The following is a 2,500-nucleotide window of genomic DNA, read 5'->3' on the forward strand; positions in this document are numbered from 1 at the left end:
TCAAGGAGTATATCTCGCCCGATATGCCCGTCGAGGATATTATCGCCTGTATCAGAAGGCAGCAGGGCATTTCGGTGGCCTGCCATCCCTATATCAGGAACCATTCAGGCGACGATCCTTCGTTTTATCTCTGGGAGAACCACGAGCGGCTTGCCACCATGTTCGATGCCTGGGAGGTGGCCAATCGCGACGATCTGTTCAATGTGGTTGGGCTGAAAAAATTCAATTATATCGGGAACTCCGATTTTCACGAAGAACGCCATTTGCTCTCATGGAAAACGCTGCTGCAGTGTGAGAAGAATGTGGAGTCGGTCAAGGCGGCTATCAGGAAGAACGACCGGGTATCGCTCTTTCTCTATCGGGGAGGGAAGATCAAGTGAGTGGGCATGTTTGGCAGGCTGCCCGTTTTCAGGCAGCCTGCCGCTGCTTACGATAGGTCGAACCGGTCGAGGTTCATCACCTTGTTCCATGCCGCAACAAAGTCCTGCACGAATTTCCCCTGTGCGTCATCGCTTCCATACACCTCAGCAATAGCTCGGAGCCGGGCGTTCGAGCCGAAAATAAGGTCGACGCGGGTAGCGCTCCACCTGACCTCGCCGGTTTTGCGATCACGGCCTTCGAACGTCTCATGTTCTTTCGAGAGCGGTTTCCACTCCGTCCCCATGTCGAGCAGATTCACGAAGAAGTCATTGGTGAGTGTTTCCGGACGATTGGTGAAGAGGCCATGCGGTGACTGCCGGAAATTGACGCCGAGCACACGCAGACCTCCCAGTAGCACGGTCATTTCCGTGGCGGTCAGTGTCAGCAACTGCGAGCGGTCGATAAGCATCTCTTCTGGCGTCACGCTGTATTTTCGTTTGGTGTAGTTGCGGAACCCGTCAGCGAGCGGTTCGAGCACGGCAAATGACTCCACGTCGGTCTGCTCCTGCGAGGCATCCGTGCGGCCCGGTATGAAAGGGACGGTTACATCGTTGCCAGCACGCCGGGCGGCCTCTTCGACGGCGGCGCATCCTCCCAGCACGATCAGGTCGGCAAGCGAAACCTGCTTCCCTCCCGACTGTTCGCCGTTGAACGCATTACGGATTTCCTCAAGCTTTCCCAGCACCCGTTGCAGTTGTTCCGGCTGGTTGACTTCCCACTCCTTCTGCGGCGAAAGCCGGATGCGAGATCCGTTGGCTCCACCGCGCTTGTCCGAACTGCGGAATGTGGATGCCGATGCCCATGCTGTCGAGAGCAGTTCCGGAATCGAGAGCCCGGAGGCAAGGATCCGTTTTTTGAGTTCTTTGATCTTTCCCTCGCCTATCAGCTCATGATCGACTGCCGGTACCGGATCTTGCCAGATCAGCTCCTCTGCAGGCACCTCGGCGCCGAGATAACGTGAGCGTGGGCCCATGTCGCGGTGGGTCAGCTTGAACCACGCCCGCGCGAATGCGTCTGCAAATTGCTCAGGATGCTCATAGTAGCGCCGTGCGATCGGCCCATAGAGCGGATCCATGCGCATAGCAAGGTCGGCAGTGGTCATCATGGTCGGTACCCGTTTTGAGGGATCGTGGGCCGCCGGAGCGAGATCCTCCTCGGCTACATCTTTCGGCTTCCACTGCCAGGCGCCTGCCGGGCTTTTCGTCAGTTCCCACTCGTATTTGAAGAGCATACCGAGATAGCCCATGTCCCAATGAATCGGGTCGGGCGTCCATGCTCCTTCCAGTCCGCTGGTCATGGTCTCGTCCCCCTTGCCGCTGCCATAGCCACTCTTCCAGCCAAGTCCCTGCTCTTCGATTTCAGCGGCTTCGGGCTCGGGGCCTATCAGCTTCGGATCACCGACGCCGTGACATTTGCCGAAGGTGTGTCCACCAGCGACCAGCGCTACGGTTTCCTCGTCGTTCATGGCCATGCGCGCGAAAGTTTCTCGAATGTCTCTGCCTGCAGCAACGGGGTCCGGGTTTCCGTCCGGCCCTTCGGGATTGACGTAGATCAACCCCATCTGCACGGCGGCCAGGGGATTTTCAAGATCACGTTCCCCGCTGTAGCGATTGCTGCCAAGCCACTCGACCTCTTTGCCCCAGTAAATATCCTCTTCCGGCTCCCAGATGTCCACGCGTCCTCCGCCGAACCCGAAGGTTTTGAAGCCCATCGACTCCAGTGCGCAGTTGCCCGCAAGGATCATGAGGTCTGCCCAGGAAAGTTTTCTCCCATACTTTTGCTTGATTGGCCAGAGCAGTCGGCGTGCCTTGTCGAGATTGGCATTGTCGGGCCAACTGTTGAGCGGTGCGAAGCGTTGATTGCCTGTGCCTCCTCCGCCTCGGCCATCGCTGGTTCGATAGGTGCCTGCGCTGTGCCATGCCATCCGGATAAAAAGCCCGCCGTAGTGGCCGTAGTCTGCCGGCCACCACTCCTGCGAATCGGTCATGAGTGCATAGAGATCTTTTTTTACGGACTTCAGGTCGAGTTTTTTGAATTCCTCTTTGTATCGGAACTCTTCTCCCATCGGATTGGTGAGGGA

Annotated in this window: 2 protein-coding genes (both only partly in view); one reads left to right on the forward strand and one right to left on the reverse strand. The window is 57.5% G+C overall.

Annotated features, from left to right (window positions below):
• Positions 1 to 380: the 3' portion of a PHP domain-containing protein gene (locus PPHA_RS00515; RefSeq protein ID WP_012506953.1), read on the forward strand. 322 nt of this gene lie to the left of the window's left edge; only the last 380 of its 702 coding nucleotides appear in the window; its start codon lies off the left edge, out of view; the stop codon is at positions 378 to 380.
• A gap of 47 nt (positions 381 to 427) precedes the next feature.
• On the opposite strand, the gene katG is transcribed toward PPHA_RS00515, so the two are convergent.
• Positions 428 to 2,500, reverse strand: partial view of a catalase/peroxidase HPI gene (katG, locus tag PPHA_RS00520; RefSeq protein ID WP_012506954.1) — the 3' portion only. Its footprint extends 126 nt past the window's final position; 2,073 of the gene's 2,199 nt are visible here — the last part of the coding sequence; the start codon falls outside the window, past its right edge; it ends in the stop codon at positions 428 to 430.

This window comes from Pelodictyon phaeoclathratiforme BU-1, from assembly GCF_000020645.1.
GTDB classification, from domain to species: Bacteria; Bacteroidota; Chlorobiia; order Chlorobiales; family Chlorobiaceae; genus Chlorobium; species Chlorobium phaeoclathratiforme.